Origin of the sequence: Variovorax paradoxus, assembly GCA_016806145.1 — a bacterium.
GTDB lineage: Bacteria > Pseudomonadota > Gammaproteobacteria > Burkholderiales > Burkholderiaceae_C > Variovorax.
Map to the genome: position 1 here is coordinate 5,113,912 of CP063166.1, position 21,465 is coordinate 5,135,376.

A 21,465-nucleotide genomic window follows, 5' to 3' on the forward strand; every position below is an offset into this window, starting at 1 on the left:
GGCGTTGCGTTCGCGCGAGCATAAAGGCTGCCCGCGGCCGCGCAATGCGCGAAACCGTATGGCCTCAATCGAGGCTGCGCGCCGAGCTCGTGAGCGAGCGCGCGCACAGCAGCAGGGTGGGCGCCAGCTTGCGCACCGCCTCCTCCAGCGTCCAGCGGCTGGTGGGCGCGACCACGTGCACCGAGGCCACGGGCCGGCCCTGGCTGCCGAGCACCGGCGCGGCGATGGTCATGTCGCCGAGGAACAGCTCCTCGGCATTGGTCGCGAAGCCCTGCAGCCGCGCCTGGCGCAAGGTGGCCAGGATCGCCTCGACCTCGGTCAGCGTGTGGGTGGTGTGGGCCACCCGGTCCGAGGCCTCGATCAGCGCGCGCGCCTCGTCCTCGGGCAGCGCACTCAGGAAGGCACGGCCCGAGGCGGTGCAGTACATCGGGATGCGGCTGCCGATCGGCATGTGCACCGGCACGAACTGCGCGCTCACGAAGCGCGCCACGTAGACCATGTCCAGCCCGTCGGGCTCGGTGAGGCAGGAGGTCTCGGTCGTCACCTTGGTGAGCTCCGACAGGTAGGGATTCGCCACGTCGATCAGCGCATTGGCCGCGAGGTAGTTGAAGCCGATCTCCATCACGCGCGGCGTGAGCTGGTAGCGCCGCGTCTTCGGATGCTTGCGCAGGTAGCCGAGCTTCTCGAGCGTGAAGACCATGCGCTGGGCCGAGCTCTTGGTGATGTCGGTGGCCACGGCCACGTCGGCCAGCGTCATGGTGCGCCGCCGCGCGCTGAAGGCGCGCAGCACGGCCAGGCCCTTCTCGAGCGACTGGTTGAAGAGAAGGCTCTGGCTGTCCTCGGGCGCCGCGTCGTCGGCGGTCCCGGTGGGGGCGGTCGTGGGGTCCATGGCGTCAAAGTATAGCGAGCGTCCGATGAAATATCGAATATCGATACGATCAATTCGACTAGTGGTTTTCATTTATTGATTAAAGAGTCGATCGAATCGATTATTGGCACGCATGTTGCGTTGACCCCGCTTCCTTCCTTTCCCTGTCTCTTGTCCTGAGGAGTGCTTCCATGAATCGCATCGTTCGCCACCTCCGCCCGCTGCGCCGCCTCGCGCTCGGCCTCTGCATCGCCGGCGCCGCCTCGCTCGCGGCGGCCCAGGGCGCGGCCCCGGCCAGCTTCAACGTGGGCGCCACCGCCACCGGCGTGCCCTTCACCTTCCTCGACGTGAAGAGCAACAGCATCCAGGGAATGATGGTCGACACCGTCACCGCGGTCGGCAAGGCGGGCGGCTTCACGGTCAACGTGCAGCAGACCGTGTTCTCGGCGCTGATCCCCTCGCTCACGGCGCGCAAGATCGACATCGTCTCGGCCGCCATGCTCAAGACGCCCGCGCGCCAGGAGGTGGTCGACTTCAGCGACCCGGTCTATTCGTACGGCGAGGGCCTGATCGTCAAGGCCGACGACACCCGTGCCTACGCCACGCTCGACGAGCTCAAGGGCGAGGTGGTGGGCGCGCAGGTCGGCACCGTGTTCCTCGACATGCTCACCAAGAAGGGCATCTTCAAGGAGGTGCGCAGCTACGACTCGGTGGCCGACATGACGCGCGACCTCTCGCTGGGCCGCATCAAGGCCGGCCTCGGCGACCAGCCCATCATGGCCTACCAGATCCGGCAGAACACCTTCCCGGGCGTGAAGCTGGTCGACAGCTACAAGCCGGTGAACGTGGGCGACGTCTGCCTGGTGGTGCGCAAGGGCGACACCGAGACGCTGGCGCGGCTGAACAAGGCCATCGCCGCGATCAAGGCCGACGGCACGCTGGCGAAGATCGTCCAGAAATGGGGCATCTGAGCGCGCGCTGAGCCATGGCCTCCTCGTTCCTCCAACACGCGCAGGACTTCCTGCCGATCCTGCTGCAGGGCGCGGTGGTCACGGTGCAGGTCACCGTGCTGTCGTTCCTGCTGAGCAGCGTGCTCGGCCTCGCGCTGGCGCTGATGAAGCTCTCGCCGGTGCGCGCCGTCTCGTGGACCGGCGCGGTGATCGTCAACGTGATCCGCGGGCTGCCGATCATCGTGCAGCTGTTCTACATCTACTTCGTGCTGCCCGAGTTCGGCGTGCAGCTCACGGCCTTCCAGGCCGGCGTGATCGGCCTGGGCATCGCCTACTCGGCCTACCAGGCCGAGAACTTCCGCGCCGGCATCGAGGCCGTCGATCCGGGCCAGCGCGAGGCCGCGCAGGCCATGGGCATGCGCTCGGCGCTGATCATGCGGCGCGTGATCCTGCCGCAGGCCTTCCGCATCGCGCTGCCGCCCTACGGCAACACGCTGGTGATGATGCTCAAGGACTCCTCGCTGGTCTCGACCATCACGGTGGCCGAGATGACGCGCGCCGGCCAGCTGATCGCCTCCTCCACCTTCCAGAACATGACGGTCTACACGCTGGTCGCGCTGCTCTACCTGTTGATGAGCCTGCCGCTGGTCTGGGGCCTGCGCCGGCTCGAGGCGCGCTTTGGCGCCGGAAGGAGAAAGCCATGATCCACGTCGAAGGCCTGGAGAAGCGCTTCGGCGCGCACCGCGTGCTGCAGGGCGTGAGCCTGCGCGTGGACAAGGGCGAGGTGGTGTGCCTGATCGGCCCCTCGGGCTCGGGCAAGTCGACGGTGCTGCGCTGCATCAACGGCCTCGAGTCTTACGAGGGCGGCGAGGTGCGCGCCTTCGGCGAGCGCGTGGACCGCAACGCGCCCGCCATCCACCGGCTGCGCAGCCGCATGGGCATGGTGTTCCAGCGCTTCAACCTGTTCCCGCACCGCACCGTGATCGAGAACGTGATGGAGGGCCCGGTGCACGTGCTGCGCCAGAACCCGGCGCAGGCGCGCGAAGAGGCGCTCGCGTTGCTCGCCAAGGTCGGGCTGGCCGAGAAGGCGCAGGCCTGGCCGGCGCAGCTCTCGGGCGGCCAGCAGCAGCGCGTGGCGATCGCGCGCGCGCTCGCGATGAAGCCCGAGGCCATGCTGTTCGACGAACCCACCTCGGCGCTCGACCCCGAGCTGGTCGGCGACGTGCTCGGCGTGATGCGCGCGCTGGCCGACGAGGGCATGACCATGATCGTGGTCACGCACGAGATGGGCTTCGCGCGCGAGGTGGCCGACCGCGTGTGCTTCCTGCACAGCGGCAGCATCGTCGAGGAAGGCCCGGCCGCGCAGGTGCTGGGCGCGCCGCGCCAGGCGCGCACACAGGACTTCCTGCGCCGCGTGCTGCATCCGTCGGCGGAGGTGCGCGCGTGAGCATCGCGACATCGACACTGCCTCCTTCGCTGTGGGCCGCCACCGCGCCAGCGGCACCGCCGACGCCGCCGCTGGCGGGTTCGCAGCGCGCCGACGTGCTGATCGTGGGCGCCGGCTTCACGGGCCTGTCGGCCGCGCTGCACCTGGCCGAGGCCGGCACCAAGGTCTGCGTGCTCGAGGCGCACGAGCCGGGCTGGGGCGCCTCGGGGCGCAACGGCGGCCAGGTCAATCCCACGCTCAAGCAGGACCCCGACGAACTGGTGCGGACCTACGGCGCCGCGCGCGCCGAGCCGCTGATCGACGCGGTTTCGCGCTCGGCCGACCTGGTGTTCAAGCTGATCGAGCGCCACGGCATCGACTGCCAGCCGGTGCGCAAGGGCTGGCTGCAGGTGGCCTATTCGCCCAGGCACCTCGCCGCCATGCATGCGCGCGCCGAGCAATGGGCGCGGCGCGGCGCCGCCACGCAGATGCTCGACCGCGCCGATGTGGCGGCGCGCCTGGGCACCCAAGCCTTCGCGGGCGGCTGGCTCGACGGCCGCGCCGGCGGCATCCAGCCGCTGGCCTACACGCGCGGGCTGGTGCGCGCCGCGCAGGCGGCGGGCGCATCGGTGCACGGCGGCAGCGCGGTCAGCTCGCTCGAGCGCCGCGGTACGCAGTGGCACGCGACCACGGCCAGCGGCGCGAGCGTGGTCGCCGACCAGGTGCTGATCGCCACCAACGGCTACACCGGCGGCCTGTGGCCCGGCCTCTCGCGCACCGTGCTCGCGGCCAACAGCTTCATCGTGGCCACCGAGCCGCTGCAGGGCGCGGCCGCGCACGCCATCCTGCCGGGCGGCGAGACCGCGTCGACCTCGCAGCGCCTGCTGCTGTACTTCCGCAAGGACGCGCAGGGCCGGCTGCTGATGGGCGGGCGCGGCCACTTCGCCGATCCGGCGGGACCGGCCGACTTCGCGCACCTCGAGCGCTCGCTCGCCCTGCTGTATCCGCAACTCGGGCCGCTGCGCTACCAGTACCGCTGGGCCGGCCGCATCGCCGTCACGCGCGACTTCATGCCGCATGTGCACACGCCCGCGCCGGGCCTCACGATCGCGCTGGGCTACAACGGGCGCGGCATCGCGCTGGCCACCAGCATGGGCCGGCACGTGGCGGCGCGGCTGATGCAGCCCGGGGCGGATTTCCCGTACCCGGTGACGCCGCTCCAGCCGATTCCGCTGCATCGACTGCAGCGCTTCTACATCGCGGCCGGCGTGGCCTGGTACAGCCTGCTCGATCGATTCGCTTGATAAGCTGGGCCGCATGCACACCCTGATCGGCATCGCGGCGTATCTCCTGATCGGCATCGCCGTGGCGCCGCTGCTGCTGCTCGGGCTCTACGTGCTGGCCGACCGGCTCGGACTGAAGGTGGCCGATCGCATGCTGTCGCTGACGGCGCGGCTGCTCCAGGTGCAGTGGCTCGGCGGCGGCGTGGTGAACATCGTCGGCGGCCTGCTGATCGCCGCGCTCGGGATCTGGGCCGCGCTGTCGCTGGCGCCGCCGCTGCATCGGCTGGCCGGCGCGCTGCTGCTGGTGCCCTTCGGGCTCTGGCGGACCTTCAGGGGCGTGGCCGTGCTCAAGGCGCTTTCGCGCATCGACGAATAGCACGCCCGGGGCCGCCAGCCGATACCATGGCGCGCCCCCTCTACCCACTGCATCGGAGACACGACATGGCGATCGACACGCTTTCCACCTGGCACCAGCTCGTGCAGACGCGCGACGCGGCAGGGCTCGACATCCTGCTCGACGAGGGCGCCGTCTTCCATTCGCCGGTGGTGCACAAGCCGCAGATCGGCAAGGAGATCACGCGCCGCTACCTGGCCGCGGCCTTCGAGGTCTTCTTCAACCCGAGCTTCCGCTACGTGCGCGAAGTGAAGGCCGAGCGCGACGCGGTGCTCGAGTTCGAGGTGGAGCTCGACGGCATCGTGGTCAACGGCGTCGACATGATCCGCTGGAACGACGCGGGCAAGATCACCGAGTTCAAGGTGATGCTGCGCCCGCTGAAGGCCGTGAACCTGATCCACCAGAAGATGGCGGCGCAGCTGCAGGCCGCGCAGCCACCTCAGGCCTGACGGATCAGAGCGGCTCGAAGCCCGGCGCCTGCGTCATCTCGGTGGGCTTGTAGATCTTGTGCGCGGCCGTGGGGGTCGCCACGTCGGACACCACCAGCAGGCGCCACAGCGGCTCGCCGACCGAGCTCAGCTGCTCCTCGCGCGTGAGGCGGAAGGTCGGGAAGCCCGAGGCCGTGCCCTTGACCGTGACCTTGAGCAGGGTCGCGCCCTTCGAGTTCGACACCACGATGTCGTAGCCGGTCTTCTGGCTGCGCACGTCCTCGGCGTTGTAGCCGTAGCCCTTGAAGTGGCGCATCACGTAGTCCATGGCGGCCTCCTGCACGGCCTCGGCCGAGCCCAGCTTCGCCGCGCCGTCGGCACCGACCGCGACCTCGTCGGGCACGTTGCCCTTGGCGCGCGCGGCCTGGATCGCGGCCTCGTCGGGCACCCAGCCGCGCGGGCCGCGCACCAGCACCGCGAACTTGCGCTCGGGCTCCCAGCTCGCGACATGCCATTCGGCGTCGTCGCGCACGCGCGTCGAGACCTTGGCGCTGCGGTTGGTCTCGATCTCGCCGATGGCGATGCGGTTGGTCTGCACCACGGCGCGGAAATCCTGGCCGGCGTCGAAGGTGCGCTTGAGCAGCGCGAGGCGGTCGGCGGCGCGCTGCGACTGGAACGCGGAGCGCGGGCCGCCGCCGGGGCGGAACTGCACGTCGAGCGACTCGAGGCAGAACCAGCGCCCGCCCTCGCCGAGGTTGACGTACTCGCCCCAGATGGTGGCGATCACGTTGTCGCCGGTGGCGAGCCAGGCGTGGTCCGAGGCCTTCTCGCGCGCGTCGAACACACCCATCTTGGCGACGATGTCGACCGGCGTGAGCCGGGGGCCGGAGAGGCGCATCTCATCGATGACGGCGAGTACTTTGGGGTCGACTTCCTTGTCCATGCGGGGGTCTTGTGCGAGAGGCAGATTGGAGATTGCGGGGGGTGGCGAGTATGCCGCAACCGGAAACCGGCCGCCCTCGCGCGCGCCCTCACCAGGCCGTGGCGTCGCCCTCGAGCGCACGCCGCGCCAGCACGAAGGTGGCGGCATTCCAGCTCTGGCCCGCCATGCCCATCGGCGCCAGCGTGCGGCCATGGAACCACTCGGTGAAGCGCCAGCCGTCGAGCTCGTTGGCGCGCGCCAGCTTCGCGAGCTCGGCCCAGCCCTCGGCCTCGAGCCCCAGCTTCGCGAGCGCCATCGCCCAGAAGCCGCCCACGAAGGGCCAGATGCCGCCGTTGTGGTACTGGTGCACCAGGTTCTGCCGGTGCCGGCCCATGTAGGCGCGCCACAGCTCGTGCTGCGGCGACAGCGGATGCAGCACCACGCGCACCGGGTAGGGATCGCTCGCGCGCGCGCCCTCGATGGTGTTGACGATGCTGTGCGCCATCGCCTCGTCGGCCAGCCCGGCCTGAATCGCCAGCACGTTGCCGAACACGTCGCCCTCGTCGCCCACCACCGCGAGGTTGACGAAGCTCAGGTACAGGCCCGGATCGCGCCGGCCGCGCCGCGCGTAGTGCTGCAGCAGCCGCGCGCGGTGGTATTCGGGCAGGTCGCGCTGGAACGGGTTGAACAGGTGGTTGAAGTGGTGCCGGGTCTCGTCGGCCTGCGCGATCGCGAAGCGGCGCTTGACGTCGAACCACAGCGCGTTGGTGTAGAGCACGTAGCCCGAGCGCGGCATGATGTCGGCCCAGTCGCTGGCCTCGTTCTGCTGCAGCAGCCGGAAGTGCTGGTGCTCCTGCGCCAGCAGCCAGCCGATCGCGCGCTGCACGCCGTCGGCCCAGTGCGTGGCGCCCACCTGGCCATGGCGGCGCACATGGTCCACCGCGATCAGCCACCAGAGCGTGGCGTCGATGCAGCCCAGATACCAGAAGTCGGCGTCCTGGCCCTCGGGGTCGACGTACTTCGGGATCTGCCCATTGGCCGCCTGCTGCGCCGCGAGCGCGTCGAGGCTCGCGACCGCGCCCTGCTCGAGCGCCGGCACGCCGCTGCCGCACATCGCCATCACGCAGATCGCGGCGTCGCGCCCGAAGATGCGCGTGTAGCGCCGCGCCACCGCGGCCTCGGTGCGGCTCGCGGCCAGGATGCCGTGCGGCGTGAGGTTGGCTTCGAGCAGCGCGAGCGAGGCCTGGCTGCAGGCATCGACGAGCGCGAGCGAAGGGGCGTCGAGGGAATCGTGGGTCATGGGCGTCGGCGCGGTGAGCGAATCAGGGGATCCTCGTTCATTCATCGTCTTCGTCGGCGAATTCCTCGTAGCGCAGGAAGGCTTCCATGAACGCGGCGAACGAAGGCGCGAGCACGCGCACCGAGGCCGGCGACGCGGCATGCGCGTAATAGACGACCGGGTACTCGCCATCGACCAGCCCCTGGCTCACGTCGAACAGCACCTGGTCGCCGTCGGCCTCCATGAAGAACTCCGCGAAGCACAGCATGCCGTTCGACGGCGGCGGCCAGTTGCCGCCGCGGCGCTGGACCACGGCGCGTTGCGCCTCGCCGAGCCGATCGAGCGGCTCGAACTCGTGGAAGAAAGGATGCTGGTCGCCGAACTGCACGACACCGCCCATCAGCATGAAGCCGCGGCTGCAGCGCAGCAGTTGCTTGTAGGACTCCGGCAACGGCACGCCCAGCGATTGCTCGAGTGCGGCGATCTCGGCGTCGGAGGCCGGCGGCTGCACGTCCTCGAGATCGAAGTCGGGTGCGAGGCGGGAGAACTGGGGGAAGTGGGCTGCGCTGCGTTCGAGCATGGGAATGACTGTGGACGTGGGAGGTGTCTGTTCGATGGCGGCGCGCTTCAGGGATCGGTCTCGCGCGGCAGGCCGAGCGACGCGGGCAGCGCTTCGGCCTCGGACGCGCCATGGTGCAGGCCCACGCCGGCTCCGAGGCCCGCGCCCATGCCGGCGCCCATGCCACCGCCGCCCATGCCGCCGCCTCCGCCCTTGCCACCGGCACCACCGCCGGCATTGCCACCGCCACCGCCCGCGCGCTCGCCGCGCGTGGCCGTGCCCTTGAGCCGCAGCGGCCCCTGCTTCGGAATGCCGAGCGTCGGCGGCACCGGATCGAGGTCGAGCACCGCGCGGATGAAGGTGCGCAGCGAGACCACGAGCTCGGCCGTCTCCACGCTGCGGCCCGCGACCATGTCGGCCGCGGCCTTCGCGGCCAGCCGCACCTGCTCCTCGGTGCCGAGCAGGATCACGTCGGACAGCGCGGTCTCGACCGCGTCGCGGATGCGGCGGCGCCGGTCCGAGGCGGGCAGGCCGGCATCGGCGCCGCCTTCGGCCTCGGCCTGCAGGCCGCGCGTGCGCAGTTCGCGCAGATGGCTGGGGTCGACCGCGAGCTCGCCGGTGAACGAGCCGCCGAGCACCTTGTAGGCCGCGATCAGGGTCTTGAGCCGTTCGTTGATCTGCCGGTTCTGCCGCTCGCGCCGCTGCTGCACGCTGAGCATCACGACGATGCGGATGCCGACCGCGACCAGCGACACGAGCACCAGGCCGAGCAGGGTCGAGAGCAGGCCTTGCCAGGATGTGAAGTCGAGTGAGTTGCGCATCAGAGGGCTCTGAGGTCAGGCCGAGCAGCTCCTCTGCGGAGCCACCTCGTCTGCAAGAGTATCCACGTGCACCAGCTCCGTGGTTGTAGGCCTTGGCGCAGGATGCGGCACCCGATCGATCGTGCGGCGATGGGACGCCTCGCCCTCTCAGTCGTCGAGACGCGTCTTCTTCTCTTCCCGGCCGATCGCGTTCAAAGCCTCATGCAGTTGGTGCGTGGCGCCATCGGCCGCATCGATGCGGCGCCGCAGTTCCGAATTGGCCAGGCGCAGCATCGAGCTCAACTCGCTTCGCATGGGAACGAGCTCTTCGGTGTCGCCTGGATTCAAAGGCGCGATGAGCTTTTCGAGCCCGATATAGAAGCGCAGGACTTCGCGCAGGTTGTCGACGTCATCGCAGGCTTGAAGGGCAAGCATGTCGAAGCTCGCCGTGGAGGTGTCAGTCGCGGACGACTGCGAAAAGGAGCCGGGAGGCAGAGTCATGTGAGGACCCCAGGAGGTGCGGTTTCAAAAACCACCGCACCTGCTTCCAAACAAGGCGGCAGCTCGAACGGGTTGGAAGACCGGGCACCTCTCTCGAGAACCGGCAGGACTCGCGCCCTCCCATCCGAGCCGCCAAAAAGCGGACGAACGAAAAGGCCGCAGACCATGTGCGGTAGCTGCGGCTTTCGTCGCAGAGGTGCAGCGGGCTTCCAAACCCGATCGCGCTTTTTTTGCGCGATGCCGAAGTATATCGACGCTATTGCAGGGTGAATCGAGCACTAGAACAGGTTCGTAACCGATGGCCGACTCTGAGAACGTGGCGGCGGTCTCGAGAAGGCACCACATCCAACAACTAGATCTCGAGCATGTTTCGGTAGGTATGAAGAAAAGAGGGGCCGCGGTACAAGTTATCTACAAGCTCATAAAGCAACTCGTCTATGAGATCGACATGATGCTCGTTGAACTCCGCAAAGCCGTCATGTGCCGCAGCATTTCCGATTTTTCGAACCACTTCTGCCGCCTCCGAAAGCCACGGAGATAACTTTCCCGTCAATGCCAACTGATTAAGCGCTTCGGCCAAGTTACTGACCGAACATCCCTGATCCTTGGCAATCTCCTCAACCACTCGCCGCCCCATAAGCGAAAAGGCAATCTTCGACACACGCTTGACTTTCAGCGCCTCCTTGTACGCTTGGGCAACCCTACGGGGCAGGCCCTCATAGATTTCGCGATTCTTCGGATAGACCAGTTCTCCGTATTTGGAATCGGCTCCAACGACATGGAGGCTTGAGTGAATATAGATCGCAAGATCCGTGCAGGTGGTACACGAAAGCCCGGAATAGACCGCCGGCTCCCACATTACAAAACCTTCTGCATCCAGATATCGAAAAGCAAAATCATGGGAGAACACAAATTGGTGATTTGTGTTCTCCTCGCACCGATAGCAGTACAGCAAACTGGAGGTTTCTGACATCGCTGCTCCCACGCTTGTGATCTGAGGAGACTTGACACGCGGCATCGTCACATGCAGCTGCACTTGTATTCAAGTCAAAGCAAATACGGCTGTCAGGGTCAAGGAACACTGAAGACTGCGTCTTATCTCAGGGACACACCAGCTCCGTCTTCGCCACCGCGCACAGCCGCGCCTTCTCGGCCTCGGTCAGCGCCGGCCCCTTGACCATTCCGTCGAGCATCAGCACCGCGGGATAGAGCCGCCGGTCGCGCGGGTTCCTGCGGTAGGCCTGCATCACGCGCTGCTGGCTCTCGTCCTTGCAGACCTTGGCCATCTCCCGCTTCACCTCGCGGTCGCGCGCCGAGCCATCGCCGCCGAATTCACCGGCGAAGTGGAAGCACATCGCGGCATCCTCGACGGCCTGGCGCAGCGGCTGTTCGTCCTTCGAGAAACGCGGCGGCGCCTCGCCGGCCGCGGCGGCGGGCAGCGCGACCAGCGCCGCGAGGGCCGCGGCAACGAAGGGGCGAAAACAGCACTTCATCGAACGGATCCTCCAAGAAAAAAGGCCGCCCCGAAGGCGGCCTTGCCTGCATCGCGACGCGAAGCAGCCTGCTTGTTTACTTCTTGTCGCCGCCCGGCACCTTGCCTTCGACGCCCTTGACGTAGAAGTTGATGCCGGTCAGGAACTTGTCGTCGGCGACCGCGTCCTTGGCGACCACTTCCTTGCCGTCCTGGCCGAGGATCGGGCCCTTCCAGATCGAGAAGCTGCCGTCCTTCAGGCCCTTCTTGACCTCGTCGACCTTGGCCTTGGCTTCGGCCGGCACGTCCTCGGCGATCGACACGAGGTCGATGGCGCCTTCCTTGACGCCCCACCAGGCCTGGCCGGTGGCCCACTTGCCGTCGAGCGCGTCCTGCGTGGCCTTGATGTAGTACGGCGCCCAGTTGATGGTGGCCGAGCCCAGGTGGGCCTTGGGACCGTAGGCGGTCATGTCGGAGTCCCAGCCGAAGGCGCGCTTGCCCTTTTCCTGCGCGGTCTTGAGCACGGCCGGCGAGTCGGTGTTCTGGAACAGGATGTCGGCGCCGCCGTTGATGAGGGCGGTAGCGGCCTCGGTTTCCTTCGGCGGGCTGAACCACTCGTTGACCCACACGACCTTGGTCGTGATCTTCGGGTTGACCGACTGGGCGCCTAGCGTGAAGCTGTTGATGTTGCGCAGCACCTCGGGGATCGGCACCGAGCCGACGACGCCGAGCGTGTTCGACTTGGTCATGGCGCCCGCGATGATGCCGGCCATGTACGCGCCTTCGTAGGTGCGGCTGTCGTAGGTGCGCATGTTCTCGGCGGTCTTGTAGCCGGTGGCATGCTCGAACTTGACGTCCTTGCTGTCGTTGGCCACCTTGAGCATAGGCTCCATGTAGCCGAAGGTGGTGCCGAAGATCAGCTTGTTGCCCTGGCCGACCATGTCGCGGAACACGCGCTCGGCGTCGGCGCCCTCGGGCACGCTTTCCACGAAGGTGGTCTTGATCTTGTCGCCGAACTCCTTCTCGAGCGCCTTGCGGCCGTTGTCGTGCGCGAAGGTCCAGCCGCCGTCGCCCACGGGTCCGATGTATGCGAATGCGATGTTGAGCGGCGCTGCCGGGGCCGGCGCGGCGGCGGCGGGTGCCGGAGCCGGTGCGGGCGCGGCGGCCGGTGCTGCCGCTTCTTCTTTCTTGCCGCAGCCGATCAAGGCTGCCGAAGCGACCGCCGTGAGGGCGGCGAGCTTGAGCAGGGAGCGCTTGTTCAGATCATTCATTGTCGGAAATCCTCAAAAAGGACGGGTTGGCGGAAAAACGAAAACCGCGATTATGAGCCGGGGTAGAACGGTTTCCCGATCGAAGCCGGCATGTTGACGCGAATGAATGCGGGGTTGCGCGAGATCAGGGCCAGCACCACGATGGGCGCGATGTACTGCAGCATGCTGAGGAACTGCGAGGGCACGTCGACGCCGCTGCTCTGCAGGTGGAAGCCCAGCATCGAGACGCCACCGAACAGGTAGGCGCCGAGCAGCACGCGCATCGGCCGCCAGGTGGCGAAGGTGGTGAGCGCGAGCGCGATCCAGCCGCGGCCCGCGACCATGCCCTCGACCCACAGCGGGGTGTAGACGGTGGAAAGGTACGCGCCCGAGAGGCCGCACAGCGCCCCGCCCGCGATCACGGCCATGAGGCGGATGCGCCGCACCGGATAGCCCAGCGCATGCGCCGACTCGGGCGACTCGCCGACCGAGCGCAGCACGAGGCCGGCGCGCGTGCGGTAGAGAAACCAGATCAGGCCTACCGTCAGCAGCACGGCGACGTAGACCATCGGGTGATGGCGGAACAGCGCGGGGCCGAGCAGCGGAATGTCGGCCAGCACGGGGATCGCATAGCTGGCGCTCTCGGGCAGCTTGGCCTGCACGAAGTTGATGCCCGCGAAGGCCGAGAAGCCGACGCCGAACAAACTCAGCGCGAGGCCGGTGGCGTACTGGTTGGTGTTGAGCCAGATGACGAGCACGCCGAAGAAGGCGGCCAGCAAGGCGCCGGCGGCCATGCCGGCGAGCAGGCCGAGCCAGGGGTTGTGGGTGGTCACCACGGTCGCGAAACCGGCGATGGCGGCGCACAGCATCATGCCCTCGGCGCCCAGGTTGACGATGCCGGCCTTCTCGTTGATGAGAAGGCCTAGCGCGGCGATGGCGAGGACGGTGCCGGCGCTCAGGGTGGAGCCGAGCAGGAGTGCGTAGCTGTCCATTTTTTAGTGGCTCTCGGTGCTTGGGTTGCTCGGGGTGCAGAGGGGACGGTCGGGGTGCGTGCACAGGACAGTGGGTACTTCCCTCCGCGAATGTCCCCCGCCCTTCGGGCTCCTCCTTGATTTCGCTGCGGGAAGCACCCACTGCCCTGTGCACGTGGGCGCAGTCGTTGTGCAGCCGGTTCTACGGCCGCGTCCAGGCTCACGCCGATGGGGTACTCCCCGCAGCGAGATAAAGGAGGAGGCCGCAGGCCGGGGGACATTCGCGGAGGGGAGTACCCCGTCGGCGTGAGCCCACCCCGATCGGTCGATCTGCACAAACAACGAACAGGAGGTCATCACAGCGCCCCCTCGGTCGTGCGCGCAACAGGCGCAGTCAACGGCGTACTCGCCTGCAGAGAACTCGTCGTGAGCACAGCGGCCTTCGCAGCCGCCTTGCGACGAACCCGATAGGCAATCAAGGTATCGCAAGCCAGCAGCGTGAACAGCAGCAGCCCCTGGAACACGCCCGTCAGCGACTTCGGCAACCCGAGCCGCGACTGCGCGAGTTCGCCGCCGATGTAGAACATGCTCATCAGGATGGCCGAGAACACCATCCCCACCGGATGCAGGCGGCCGACGAAGGCCACGATGATGGCCGCGAAGCCGTAGCCGGCCGGCACGTAGGGCGTGAGCTGGCCGAGCGGGCCCGCCACCTCGAGCGCACCGGCCAGGCCGGCCGCGCCGCCCGAGGTCAGCAGCGCGATCCACACCGCGCGGCGCGCCGAAAAGCCCGCATAGCGCGCCGCCGCGGGCGCCAGGCCGCCGACCTGCTGCGCGAAACCCGCGCGCGTGCGGAACAGGAACACCCACAGCGCCCCCACCCCCACCAGCGCGATGATCACCCCGATCGTCACGCGCGAGCCCTTGAACAGGCGCGGGATCTGCGTCACCGCCTCGAAGGTCTTCGACTGCGGGAAGTTGTAGCCGTTGGGGTCCTTCCAGGGGCCGAACACCATGTAGCTCAGCAGCAGCGTCGCCACGTACACCAGCATCAGGCTCACCAGGATCTCGTTCGCGTTGAAGCGGTCGCGCAGCCAGGCCACGATGCCGGCCCAGACCATGCCGCCCAGCGTGCCCGCCACCAGGATCGCCAGCACGATCCAGCCGCCCGTGGTCTTGTCGGCCATCAGCGCCACGCCGCCCGCGGCGATCGCGCCGAACACGAACTGGCCCTCGGCGCCGATGTTCCACACGTTGGAGCGGAAGCACACCGCCAGGCCCAGCGCGATGATCAGCAGCGGCGTGGCCTTCACCGTCAGCTCGCCCAGCGCATAGCCGTTCTTGATCGGCTCGTAGAAGAACACCAGCAGGCCCTTGACCGGGTCCTTGCCGAGCGCGGCGAACAGCGCCACGCCGATCAACACCGTGATCAGCAGCGCCAGGATCGGCGAGGCGAAGGTCCAGAAGCGCGAGAGCTCCGGACGGGGTTCGAGCTTAAGCATGGGCGGCCTCCTGGTTCTTGTTGCTCTTGCCGGATGGGCCCGGCCACAGCCCGCTCATCCATTCGCCGATCTGCGCCAGCGTGGCGGCCGCGCGGTCGATCGAGGGCGACAGCCGCCCCTTGGCAATCACATGCAGCCGGTCGCTGATGTTGAAGAGCTCGTCGAGCTCCTCGCTGATCACCAGCACCGCGCAGCCCGCGTCGCGCAGCGCGAGGATCTCGGCATGGATCAGCGCGGCCGCGCCCACGTCCACGCCCCAGGTCGGCTGCGAGACGATGAAGAGCTTCGGGTTGGCGTCGATCTCGCGGCCGACGATGAACTTCTGCAGGTTGCCGCCCGACAGCGAGCGCGCCGCCGCCTTCGGGCCGCCGGCCTTGACCTTGAAACGCTCGATGATGGACCTGGCCTGGCGCTCGAGCGCGCCGGTGCGGATCCAGCCGCCGCGGCCCACCGCGTCGCCGCGCGTCAGCAGCAGGTTGTGCGCGAGCCCCAGCGTGGGCACCGCGCCGCGGCCCAGCCGCTCCTCGGGCACGAAGTGCAGGCCCAGCGCACGGCGCGCGCGCGGGCGCAGCCGGCCGGCCGGCTGGTCGAAGACCCGCACCATCGCCGCCTCGGCGCGAACGTCCTCGCCCGACAGCGTGTAGAGCAGTTCCTTCTGGCCATTGCCCGACACGCCCGCAATGCCCACCACCTCGCCCGCGCGCACCTCGAAGGACACGCCCTCGAGGTCCACGCCGAACTGGTCCTCGCGCGCCAGCGTCAGGCCCTGCACGCGCAGCGCCACCGCGCCCGCATGCACCGGCCGGTGCTCGAGCGGCGGCGGCTCGCTGCCGATCATCAGCCGCGACAGCGACTCGTTGCTCTCGTTCTTCGGGTTGCACACCCCCGTGACCTTGCCGCCGCGCAGCACCGTGCAGGCGGTGCACAGCTCGCGGATCTCGTGTAGCTTGTGGCTGATGTAGAGGATGCTGCAGCCCTCGGAGGCCAGCTTGTTGAGCACCCCGAACAGCTTGACCACCGCCTGCGGCGTGAGCACCGAGGTCGGCTCGTCGAGGATCAGCAGCTTGGGGTCGGTCAGCAGCGCGCGGATGATCTCCACCCGCTGCATCTCGCCCACCGACAGCGTGTGGACCGGCCGCGCGGGATCGATGTCGAGGCCGTACTCGCTCGCCTTGGCCGTGATGCTGCGCGCCACGTCGGCCAGCGCCAGCGACTTGTCGAGGCCGAGCCAGACGTTCTCGGCCACCGTCAGGGTGTCGAACAGGCTGAAGTGCTGGAACACCATGCTGATGCCCAGCGCGCGCGCCTGCTGCGGGTTGCGCAGGTTCACCGGCTGGCCGTCGAAGGCGACGCTGCCCTCGTCGGGCTTGACCGAGCCGTAGATGATCTTCATCAGCGTCGACTTGCCGGCGCCGTTCTCGCCGAGCACGGCGTGGATCTCGCCCGGTTGCACCGCCAGCGAGATGTCGCTGTTGGCGACCACCGCCGGGTAGCGCTTCGTGATGTGCGCGAGCTGGAGTCTGGGTGTTGTCATGCCGGTTCCGTGGGTTGTCTCGTTCGGTACAGGAATGGGCCTCGTCTCGCGGGTTCCGATGTACGTCGATAGCTATAAGTTTAATAGCGTCACTACGGAATCCGGACGATGGAAGACCCCGACTCCGGGGCTTGCGTTCGGTTTCCGGCTCAGTGGCCGGTCACATAGACGAACTTGAACAGGAAGATGGCGGCGATGACCCACACCATGGCATGCACTTCCCGTGCCCGGCCGGTGAACAGCTTGAGCACGGCATAGGTGATGAAGCCGAAGGCCAGGCCGTTGGCGATCGAGTAGGTGAAGGGCATGGCCAGCGCGGTCACGGCCGCGGGGATGACCTCGGTGGTGTCCTCCCAGTCGAGCTCGACCAGGTCGCGCAGCATCAGGCAGCCCACGAACAGCAGCGCCGGCGCGGTGGCATAGGCCGGCACCGAGCCCGCGAGCGGCGAGATCATCAGGCAGGCCAGGAACAGCACCGCCACCACCACGGCCGTGAGGCCGGTGCGCCCGCCGGCCTGCACGCCGGCCGCGCTCTCCACGTAGGCCGTGGTGCTCGAGGTGCCGAGCAGCGAGCCCGCGAAGATCGCGCCGCTGTCGGCCAAGAGCGCCTTGTTCATGCGCTCCATCTTGCCGGGCACCAGCAGGCCGGCGCGCTTGGCCACGCCCATCAGCGTGCCGGTGGCGTCGAACATCTCGACCAGGAAGAACACCAGCACCACGTTGAGGATGCCGCCCTTGAGCGCGCTCAGGATGTCGAGCTGCATGAAGGTGGGCGCGATCGACGGTGGCGGCGCGAACACGCCGTGGAACTTGTTGCCGCCGAAGAAGAAGGACAGCACCGTGACCGTGACGATGCCGATCAGGATCGCGCCGCGCACCTTGAGCTTGTCGAGCACCACGATGATCAAAAAGCCCAGCGTGGCCAGCACCACCGGCGCCGAGTGCAGGTCGCCCAGCGTCACGAAGGTGGCCGGCGAGGCCGCGACCACGCCCGCGCTCTTGAGCGCGATCAGCGCGAGGAACATGCCGATGCCCACCGTGATCGCCGTCCGCAGCGACTGCGGTATGCCCTGGATGAACAGCTCGCGCAGCCCCGTGACCGTGACGATCAGGAACAGGCAGCCCGAGATGAAGACCGCGCCCAGCGCGGTCTGCCACGTGTAGCCCATGCCGAGCACCACCACGTAGGCGAAGTAGGCGTTCAGGCCCATGCCCGGCGCCATCGCGATCGGGTAGTTGGCGTACAGGCCCATGATCAGCGTGCCCAGCGCCGCGATCAGGCAGGTGGCGACGAAGACCGCGCCCTTGGGCATGCCGGCGTCGCCGAGGATCGATGGGTTGACGAAGATGATGTAGGCCATCGTCAGGAAGGTGGTGAGCCCCGCGATGACCTCGGTGCGCACGGTGGTGTTGTGTTCGTTGAGCTTGAACACCTTGTCGATCCAGTTCATGGGTTTCTTGTCTCCGGGATGTGTTGTCTCGTGTCGCGTCGTGCGGCGTTGTTCTGAAGAAAAAGCGGGCCGAGCCCGTCCCTGGCGCGAGCTCGCTCGCGCCTCGAGGTCCTTGGGGTTCTGGTGGGGAAGCCGGCGCCGTCAGGCGCCCAGGGGCGGCGGATCGCGCGCATCGCGCGCGGGCGGGGTGAGCGGGCGCAGCGAGGCCGCCACGTCCTTGATGCATTCGCGCAGCCAGCGCGCCGAACTCGACGAGTGGGTGCGCTCGTGCCAGAGCTGGTAGTACATGAGCCGCGGCAGCGCCACCGGGCAGTCGAGGATCTTCAGCGGCAGCCGCGCGGCGAAGCGCTCGCAGTACTGGCGGCCGGTGGTCAGCACCAGCAGGCTCGAGGCCACCATGTCGGGGATCAGCCCGAAGTGCGCGCAGCGTGCCGTGATGTTGCGCTGGCGCCCGAGCTCGTCGAGCATCTGGTCGATGATGCCGCGCCCGCCCGGGTGCATGGGCGTGGGCGCGATGTGCTCGGCCTGCAGCCAGGTCTCGAGGTCCCAGCCGCGGCGCACCGCGGGATGGTCCTGGTTCACCAGCGACACCACCTCGTCACCGAACAGGCGTGCCATGTGCAGGTCCTCGGGGGGCTTGAGCCAGTTGCCGATCACCACGTCGACCTGCCCCAGCGACAGGTGGCCGTGGTAGTCGGAGTCGGGCGACAGCGGATGGATCTCGATGTGGCACAGCGGCGCCTCGCGCTTGACCTGCGCCACCAGCATGGGCAGGAAGATCGGGTCCATGTAGTCGCTGGCCGCGATGCGGAAGGTGGTGCTGGCCGATTGCGGGTCGAAGCCGCGCGCATCGGAGAACAGCATCTCGGCCGCGCGCAGGATGCTCGCGGCCGGCTCGATCATGCGCAGCCCCGCATCGGTGGGCACCATGCCCGAGCCCGAGCGCACCAGCAGCGGATCGCCCGAGAGCTCGCGCAGCCGCTTGAGCGCGGCCGACACCGCCGGCTGGTACATCCCGAGCCGGATCGCGGCGCGCGAGACGCTGCGATCGGTCAGCACGGTGTGCAGCACCCGGATCAGGTGAAGGTCGATCTTGTCGAAAAGCGCCTGGTCTCTCATGGCCGCCCGCAAGGAAGTGGTCGATGCGAGGCGTTATACAGCCGGGGAGCGGGATCGGACAGCCGGACGCAGAGGACGCGAAGGATCCGCGAAGGACGCAAAAGGAAGACATGGCAATGTTCAATCTGGCTTCTTCTGCGTTCTTTGCGAAATCTTCGCGTCCTCTGCGTCCGGAAATCCGTGTTCTCGGCGCTCATTCCACCTGCGATGGCATCACGGCCGTCACGGCGCGCAGGATCGACTCGCTCGTGGCGGGCGCGCGCAGCGGCGGATCGACGCGGTGGCCGCCCGCGGCCGACACGGCGTCGCGGATCGCGAAGAAGACCGAGAACGGCAGCAGCAGCGGCGGCTCGCCCACGGCCTTGCTGCGGTGGATCGAGTCCTCGAAGTTCTGGCCCTCGAACAGCCGCACGTTGAACACCGGCGGGCAGTCGTTGGCGGTCGGGATCTTGTAGGTGCTGGGCGCGTGGGTCGTGAGCTTGCCGCTCTGCGGATGCCACACCAGCTCCTCGGTCGTGAGCCAGCCCATGCCCTGGATGAAGGCGCCCTCGACCTGGCCGATGTCGACCGCCGGGTTCAGCGACTTGCCCGCATCGTGCAGGATGTCGGCGCGCAGCAGCTTCCATTCGCCGGTCAGCGTGTCGACGATCACCTCGCTGACCGCCGCGCCGTAGGCGTAGTAGTAGAACGGGCGGCCCTGCATCTTGTCCTTGTCCCAGCTCAGGCCGGGCGTGGCGTAGAAGCCGTCGGACCACAGCTGCTTGCGGTCGAGGTAGGCCTCGCCCACCACCGTGCTGAAGGCCAGCGTGCGGCCGTTGACCTCGACCTTGTCGTTGGCGAAGCGCACCGCGCCGGGCTCGCCGCCATGGCGCTCGGCCGCGCTCTGCGCCAGCCGCTCGCGGATCTGGCGCGCGGCGTCCTGCGCGGCCTTGCCGTTGAGGTCGGCGCCGGTCGAGGCCGCCGTGGCCGAGGTGTTCGCGACCTTGGTCGTGTCGGTGGCCGTGACGCGCACGCGCTCGAAGCTCACGCCGAGCTCGTGCGCCACCACCTGCGCCACCTTGGTGTTCAGGCCCTGGCCCATCTCGGTGCCGCCGTGGTTCACGAGGATCGAGCCGTCGGTGTAGACGTGCACCAGCGCGCCGGCCTGGTTGAAGTGCTTGACGTTGAACGAGATGCCGAACTTCAGCGGCGCCAGCGCCAGCCCGCGCTTGAGCACCGGGCTCGCGGCATTGAAGCCGGCGATCTCCTCGCGCCGCGCGCGGTAGTCGCTCGTGGCCTCGAGCTCGGCCACCAGCTCGTGCACGATGTTGTCGGTCACGGTCTGGCGGTAGGGCGTCACGTTGTTCTCGCCCTTGCCGTAGAAGTTGACGCGCCGCACGTCGAGCGGATCGCGGCCCAGCGCGCGCGCCACCGAGTCCATGATGTTCTCGATCGCGATCGCGCCCTGCGGGCCGCCGAAGCCGCGGAAGGCCGTGTTGCTCTGCGTGTTGGTCTTGCCCGAGTAGCCGTGCATGCTGACGTTGGGCAGCCAGTAGGCGTTGTCGAAGTGGCACAGCGCGCGCGTCATCACCGGGCCCGACAGGTCGGCCGAATGGCCGGCGCGCGAGACCATGGTGATCTCGGCGCCGAGCAGGCGGCCCTCGTCGTCGTAGCCCACCTCGTACTCGTACCAGAAGCAGTGGCGCCGGCCCGTGACCATGAAGTCGTCGTCGCGGTCCAGCCGCAGCTTGACCGGGCGGCGCAGCTTGCTCGCGGCCACCGCGGCCACGCAGGCGAACAGCGCCGACTGCGATTCCTTGCCGCCGAAGCCGCCGCCCATGCGCCGGCACTCGACGTGCACCTCGTTCGACTGCAGGTGCATCGCGTGCGCGACCAGGTGCTGCATCTCGCTCGGGTGCTGGGTCGAGCAGTGGATGTGCAGCGCGCCGCCCTCCTTCGGGATCGCGTAGCTGATCTGGCCCTCGAGGTAGAACTGCTCCTGCCCGCCGACGTCGAGCGTTGCCTTGTGGCGGTGCGGCGCGGCCGCGATGGCGGCGCGCACCGCGGCCTCGTCGCCGCCGTTGGCGGCACCGCCGCTGCGCACGATGTGCATCGGCGGCACCACGTACTGGCCGCGCGCATGCGCGTCCTGCGGCGTGAGCACCGGCGGCTGCGCCTCGATGGTCAGCGCGTCCTTGGCGCGCGCGGCGGCGCGGCGCGCGGCGTCGCGGGTGCGCGCGATCACGGCGAACACCGGCTGGCCCAGGTAGCGGATCTCGCCGCCGTCCTTGAGCGACAGCAGGATCGGGTCGTCGTGGATGATCGAGCCGCAGTCGTTGGTGCCGGGGATGTCGTCGGCCGTGAGCACCGACACCACGCCCGGCATGGCGCGGATGGCGTCGAGCGACAGCGCCGTGACGCGCCCGTTGGCCGCGGGCGACAGGCCCAGCGCGCAGTGCAGGGTGCCGGCGATCTCGGGGATGTCGTCGATGTAGGTGGCCTCGCCGGCCACGTGCAGGTGCGCCGATTCGTGCGGGCGGCTGATGCCCACGCGCGCGCCCTGGTCGTGGGCGAGCGCCTCGGCACCCTGGTCGATGCGGGCGGCGGTGTTCTTCAGGTAGTCGGCAAAGGCCTCTGCGGGTTGCAGCAGGCGGGCATCGAGGGGCTTGTTCATGGTCTCAGACTCCTTGGAACGTGTTCATGATCTTTTCATGGCGCCCGCGAGGCAGCAAAGCGTCGCAATCTAGGCGCGCGCCGCCGTCCAGGCTGATGCCTGGA

Annotated in this window: 21 protein-coding genes; 6 read left to right on the forward strand and 15 right to left on the reverse strand. The window is 68.4% G+C overall.

All coding sequences use genetic code 11. The features are described 5' to 3' along the window. Window positions 1-64 precede the first annotated feature (64 nt). Window positions 65-889: an IclR family transcriptional regulator gene (locus tag INQ48_23785; GenBank protein ID QRF56350.1), complete on the reverse strand. Its 825-nt coding sequence runs from the start codon at window positions 887-889 to the stop codon at window positions 65-67. Between the two features lie 170 nt (window positions 890-1,059). On the opposite strand from INQ48_23785, the gene INQ48_23790 reads away from it, so the two are divergent. The 6 genes from INQ48_23790 to INQ48_23815 all read left to right on the forward strand — a co-directional run bounded on the left by INQ48_23790 (window position 1,060) and on the right by INQ48_23815 (window position 5,370). Beyond that, window positions 1,060-1,839: an amino acid ABC transporter substrate-binding protein gene (locus INQ48_23790; protein ID QRF56351.1), complete on the forward strand. Its 780-nt coding sequence runs from the start codon at window positions 1,060-1,062 to the stop codon at window positions 1,837-1,839. Window positions 1,840-1,853: 14 nt separating this feature from the next. Then, window positions 1,854-2,522 carry an ectoine/hydroxyectoine ABC transporter permease subunit EhuD gene (ehuD, locus tag INQ48_23795; GenBank protein ID QRF56352.1) on the forward strand — a complete coding sequence of 223 codons (669 nt, stop codon included), beginning with the start codon at window positions 1,854-1,856 and terminating at the stop codon, window positions 2,520-2,522. After that, entirely contained in the window at window positions 2,519-3,265 is a 747-nt protein-coding gene (locus INQ48_23800) for an amino acid ABC transporter ATP-binding protein (protein QRF56353.1), read from the forward strand. The genes ehuD and INQ48_23800 overlap by 4 nt, the downstream gene beginning before the upstream one ends. A gap of 2 nt (window positions 3,266-3,267) precedes the next feature. Further along, window positions 3,268-4,548, forward strand: coding sequence for an FAD-binding oxidoreductase (locus tag INQ48_23805; GenBank protein ID QRF60864.1), 1,281 nt, complete (start codon window positions 3,268-3,270; stop codon window positions 4,546-4,548). A 13-nt stretch (window positions 4,549-4,561) separates the two neighbouring features. After that, the gene (locus INQ48_23810; protein QRF56354.1) at window positions 4,562-4,903 is read left to right on the forward strand and encodes a hypothetical protein; all 342 of its coding nucleotides are present in this window, start codon (window positions 4,562-4,564) and stop codon (window positions 4,901-4,903) included. 65 nt (window positions 4,904-4,968) lie between these two features. Continuing rightward, window positions 4,969-5,370 carry a nuclear transport factor 2 family protein gene (locus INQ48_23815; protein QRF56355.1) on the forward strand — a complete coding sequence of 134 codons (402 nt, stop codon included), beginning with the start codon at window positions 4,969-4,971 and terminating at the stop codon, window positions 5,368-5,370. A gap of 4 nt (window positions 5,371-5,374) precedes the next feature. Here INQ48_23815 and INQ48_23820 read toward each other — a convergent pair whose 3' ends face one another. The 14 genes from INQ48_23820 to xdhB form a co-directional block, all read right to left on the reverse strand. Beyond that, window positions 5,375-6,292: a DUF3883 domain-containing protein gene (locus tag INQ48_23820; protein ID QRF56356.1), complete on the reverse strand. Its 918-nt coding sequence runs from the start codon at window positions 6,290-6,292 to the stop codon at window positions 5,375-5,377. Window positions 6,293-6,380: 88 nt separating this feature from the next. Next, window positions 6,381-7,571: a glycoside hydrolase gene (locus INQ48_23825; protein ID QRF56357.1), complete on the reverse strand. Its 1,191-nt coding sequence runs from the start codon at window positions 7,569-7,571 to the stop codon at window positions 6,381-6,383. 37 nt (window positions 7,572-7,608) lie between these two features. Further along, window positions 7,609-8,130 (reverse strand): SMI1/KNR4 family protein, encoded by a 522-nt coding sequence (locus INQ48_23830; protein QRF56358.1) that lies wholly within the window; start codon window positions 8,128-8,130, stop codon window positions 7,609-7,611. 47 nt (window positions 8,131-8,177) lie between these two features. Continuing rightward, the gene (locus tag INQ48_23835; GenBank protein ID QRF56359.1) at window positions 8,178-8,930 is read right to left on the reverse strand and encodes a hypothetical protein; all 753 of its coding nucleotides are present in this window, start codon (window positions 8,928-8,930) and stop codon (window positions 8,178-8,180) included. A 147-nt stretch (window positions 8,931-9,077) separates the two neighbouring features. Beyond that, the gene (locus INQ48_23840) at window positions 9,078-9,410 is read right to left on the reverse strand and encodes a hypothetical protein (protein QRF56360.1); all 333 of its coding nucleotides are present in this window, start codon (window positions 9,408-9,410) and stop codon (window positions 9,078-9,080) included. 352 nt (window positions 9,411-9,762) lie between these two features. Next, the gene (locus INQ48_23845) at window positions 9,763-10,383 is read right to left on the reverse strand and encodes a DUF4145 domain-containing protein (protein ID QRF56361.1); all 621 of its coding nucleotides are present in this window, start codon (window positions 10,381-10,383) and stop codon (window positions 9,763-9,765) included. 127 nt (window positions 10,384-10,510) lie between these two features. Further along, a complete protein-coding gene (locus tag INQ48_23850; protein QRF56362.1) occupies window positions 10,511-10,903 on the reverse strand; it encodes a hypothetical protein in 393 nt (130 codons plus the stop codon). Between the two features lie 76 nt (window positions 10,904-10,979). Continuing rightward, a complete protein-coding gene (locus INQ48_23855) occupies window positions 10,980-12,152 on the reverse strand; it encodes a BMP family ABC transporter substrate-binding protein (GenBank protein ID QRF56363.1) in 1,173 nt (390 codons plus the stop codon). A gap of 50 nt (window positions 12,153-12,202) precedes the next feature. Further along, window positions 12,203-13,123: an ABC transporter permease gene (locus tag INQ48_23860; protein QRF56364.1), complete on the reverse strand. Its 921-nt coding sequence runs from the start codon at window positions 13,121-13,123 to the stop codon at window positions 12,203-12,205. A 335-nt stretch (window positions 13,124-13,458) separates the two neighbouring features. Beyond that, complete coding sequence (locus INQ48_23865) at window positions 13,459-14,604, reverse strand: ABC transporter permease (GenBank protein QRF56365.1); 1,146 nt, start codon at window positions 14,602-14,604, stop codon at window positions 13,459-13,461. Continuing rightward, window positions 14,597-16,138 carry an ABC transporter ATP-binding protein gene (locus INQ48_23870; protein ID QRF56366.1) on the reverse strand — a complete coding sequence of 514 codons (1,542 nt, stop codon included), beginning with the start codon at window positions 16,136-16,138 and terminating at the stop codon, window positions 14,597-14,599. Before INQ48_23870 ends, INQ48_23865 begins: the two co-directional genes overlap by 8 nt. A 149-nt stretch (window positions 16,139-16,287) precedes the next feature. Further along, a complete protein-coding gene (locus INQ48_23875) occupies window positions 16,288-17,589 on the reverse strand; it encodes an NCS2 family permease (protein ID QRF56367.1) in 1,302 nt (433 codons plus the stop codon). A 141-nt stretch (window positions 17,590-17,730) separates the two neighbouring features. Next, window positions 17,731-18,708: a LysR family transcriptional regulator gene (locus tag INQ48_23880; GenBank protein QRF56368.1), complete on the reverse strand. Its 978-nt coding sequence runs from the start codon at window positions 18,706-18,708 to the stop codon at window positions 17,731-17,733. A 193-nt stretch (window positions 18,709-18,901) separates the two neighbouring features. Further along, window positions 18,902-21,361 (reverse strand): xanthine dehydrogenase molybdopterin binding subunit, encoded by a 2,460-nt coding sequence (gene xdhB / locus INQ48_23885; protein ID QRF56369.1) that lies wholly within the window; start codon window positions 21,359-21,361, stop codon window positions 18,902-18,904. Window positions 21,362-21,465 lie beyond the last annotated feature (104 nt).

Coding starts and splice junctions, on each gene's coding strand:
- INQ48_23785 (QRF56350.1), bottom strand. CDS start 889: ATGGACCCCACGACCGCCCCCACCGGGACCGCCGACGACGCGGCGCCC.
- INQ48_23790 (QRF56351.1), top strand. CDS start 1,060: ATGAATCGCATCGTTCGCCACCTCCGCCCGCTGCGCCGCCTCGCGCTC.
- ehuD (QRF56352.1), top strand. CDS start 1,854: ATGGCCTCCTCGTTCCTCCAACACGCGCAGGACTTCCTGCCGATCCTG.
- INQ48_23800 (QRF56353.1), top strand. CDS start 2,519: ATGATCCACGTCGAAGGCCTGGAGAAGCGCTTCGGCGCGCACCGCGTG.
- INQ48_23810 (QRF56354.1), top strand. CDS start 4,562: ATGCACACCCTGATCGGCATCGCGGCGTATCTCCTGATCGGCATCGCC.
- INQ48_23815 (QRF56355.1), top strand. CDS start 4,969: ATGGCGATCGACACGCTTTCCACCTGGCACCAGCTCGTGCAGACGCGC.
- INQ48_23820 (QRF56356.1), bottom strand. CDS start 6,292: ATGGACAAGGAAGTCGACCCCAAAGTACTCGCCGTCATCGATGAGATG.
- INQ48_23825 (QRF56357.1), bottom strand. CDS start 7,571: ATGACCCACGATTCCCTCGACGCCCCTTCGCTCGCGCTCGTCGATGCC.
- INQ48_23830 (QRF56358.1), bottom strand. CDS start 8,130: ATGCTCGAACGCAGCGCAGCCCACTTCCCCCAGTTCTCCCGCCTCGCA.
- INQ48_23835 (QRF56359.1), bottom strand. CDS start 8,930: ATGCGCAACTCACTCGACTTCACATCCTGGCAAGGCCTGCTCTCGACC.
- INQ48_23840 (QRF56360.1), bottom strand. CDS start 9,410: ATGACTCTGCCTCCCGGCTCCTTTTCGCAGTCGTCCGCGACTGACACC.
- INQ48_23845 (QRF56361.1), bottom strand. CDS start 10,383: ATGTCAGAAACCTCCAGTTTGCTGTACTGCTATCGGTGCGAGGAGAAC.
- INQ48_23850 (QRF56362.1), bottom strand. CDS start 10,903: ATGAAGTGCTGTTTTCGCCCCTTCGTTGCCGCGGCCCTCGCGGCGCTG.
- INQ48_23855 (QRF56363.1), bottom strand. CDS start 12,152: ATGAATGATCTGAACAAGCGCTCCCTGCTCAAGCTCGCCGCCCTCACG.
- INQ48_23860 (QRF56364.1), bottom strand. CDS start 13,123: ATGGACAGCTACGCACTCCTGCTCGGCTCCACCCTGAGCGCCGGCACC.
- INQ48_23865 (QRF56365.1), bottom strand. CDS start 14,604: ATGCTTAAGCTCGAACCCCGTCCGGAGCTCTCGCGCTTCTGGACCTTC.
- INQ48_23870 (QRF56366.1), bottom strand. CDS start 16,138: ATGACAACACCCAGACTCCAGCTCGCGCACATCACGAAGCGCTACCCG.
- INQ48_23875 (QRF56367.1), bottom strand. CDS start 17,589: ATGAACTGGATCGACAAGGTGTTCAAGCTCAACGAACACAACACCACC.
- INQ48_23880 (QRF56368.1), bottom strand. CDS start 18,708: ATGAGAGACCAGGCGCTTTTCGACAAGATCGACCTTCACCTGATCCGG.
- xdhB (QRF56369.1), bottom strand. CDS start 21,361: ATGAACAAGCCCCTCGATGCCCGCCTGCTGCAACCCGCAGAGGCCTTT.